The sequence below is a fragment of the Variovorax glucosi genome (genome assembly GCF_051216695.1).
GTDB lineage: Bacteria > Pseudomonadota > Gammaproteobacteria > Burkholderiales > Burkholderiaceae_C > Variovorax.
In genome coordinates this window covers 1-1,479 of sequence record NZ_JBPJZE010000083.1, presented here as the reverse complement: position 1 = coordinate 1,479, position 1,479 = coordinate 1, and the positions used below count along the sequence as shown (strand labels likewise).

Genomic DNA, 1,479 nt, shown 5'->3' with positions numbered 1-1,479 from the left:
TCCGACACCGCTCACAGGCGTGCGCCTCGGCGTGCCCGAGGCCTACTTCTGGGAAGAGGTCGATCCGCCCGTGGCCGAGCTGGCCCGCGAGCGCCTCGAGCTGCTGCGCGCAGCCGGTGCCGTGCTGGTGCCTTGCGACCTCGCCGAAGCCGGTGCGTTGTTTCAAGAGGGATCGATGACGATCTCGCTGCACGAGATCCTGCCCGCGCTGGCCGCCTACTTCGCGCGGCACGACCGCCTCTTCGACGCGCGCGCGCTCACCGACGCGGTGGTCAGCCCCGACGTGCGCCCGCTGTTCGAACGCCTCTTCGGCGCGGCGGCCATCACGCCCGAGGCCTACGCCCACGCGCTGCACACCCTGCGCCCGCGCATGCAGGCGGCGTACCGCAATTGCTTCGCGCGGCACGACCTGGCCGCCCTCGTCTTCCCGACCAGCCCGCTGACCGCCGCGCGCCTCGGCGAAGACGTGGAGGTAACGCTGTGCGGCCGTCCCATCTCGGCTTTTTCGGCCTACATCCGCAACACCGGCCCGGCCGGCATGGCGGGCCTGCCGGCGGTGAGCCTGCCGATGGGCCTCACCTCCAACGGCCTGCCCGCCGGGCTGGAATTGACCGGCGCACAAGGCTCCGACACGGCGCTGCTGGCACTGGCGCTCGGCATCGAAGCCGCGCTGCCCGAAGCACCAATCGCCCCAAGCGTGCAGAAGTTGGCAAGCCACTGAACACGGCGTCGCCAAAACACTACGCCCCTTCGCGTAACAGGCCTTCACGGCTTGATGCGGGATCGGCGATGCTCAAGGCATGCCCGCAAATTCACGACCGCCTCAACGCCCCGGATGGCGCGCCGCCGCACTGATCTACACGATCACCGGCGCCGTCTGCATCCTGGCCTGCGCTGTCGTGCCCGACAGCGAGGCCGGCATGCTGGTTGCCATCGCTAGCGGGCTGCCGTGGTCGCTGAGCCTGCTGACGCTCGACCTCTCGCCCGGCGTGGCGAACACGGCGCTGATGATGCTGGCCGGCAGCTGGGCGATCAATGCCGCGCTGCTGTGGTGGCTGGCGCTGCGGCGGCCCGGGCACCATGGGCCGTCGCACCCGGCGTAGCGCCACCTTCAGCATCCAGCCCCAGGTAGGCGCGCCGCAGCTCCGGACGCGCCATCAGTTCTTCCGGCCGGCCCAGCGCGACGATGCGCCCTTCTTCCAGCACCGCAGCGCGCTCGGCCAAGTCGAGCGCCATGCCCACGTTCTGCTCCACCAGCAGCACCGAAACGCCGTGGCTGCGCAGTTGCGACACCACGCGCAGCACTTCGCGCACCACCAGCGGGGCAAGGCCGAGCGAAGGTTCGTCGAGCATCAGCAGGCGCGGCCGCGCCATCAGCGCGCGGCCGATGGCCAGCATCTGGCGTTCGCCGCCCGAGAGCGTCGACGCCATCTGCGGACGGCGCTCGCGCAGGCGCGGGAAGATCTCGAAGATCTCGTC

At 70.8% G+C, this 1,479-nt stretch carries 3 protein-coding genes; 2 read left to right on the top strand and 1 reads right to left on the bottom strand.

What is annotated here, in order from left to right; translation table 11 throughout:
- On the top strand, positions 1-721 hold a 721-nt coding region (locus tag ACSFA3_RS23070), incomplete at its 5' end, for an amidase family protein (protein WP_435507776.1).
- A gap of 79 nt (positions 722-800) precedes the next feature.
- Positions 801-1,103: a hypothetical protein gene (locus tag ACSFA3_RS23065; RefSeq protein ID WP_435507775.1), complete on the top strand. Its 303-nt coding sequence runs from the start codon at positions 801-803 to the stop codon at positions 1,101-1,103.
- Here the strand turns inward: ACSFA3_RS23065 and ACSFA3_RS23060 are convergent.
- Positions 1,033-1,479: ATP-binding cassette domain-containing protein (locus ACSFA3_RS23060; RefSeq protein WP_435507774.1), on the bottom strand; the 447-nt coding region annotated here is incomplete at its 5' end. The two genes, ACSFA3_RS23065 and ACSFA3_RS23060, sit on opposite strands and share 71 nt — an antisense overlap.

Bases quoted from the DNA above. Each gene is read 5' to 3' on its own strand.
- ACSFA3_RS23065 (WP_435507775.1), top strand. From the start codon at position 801: ATGCCCGCAAATTCACGACCGCCTCAACGCCCCGGATGGCGCGCCGCC.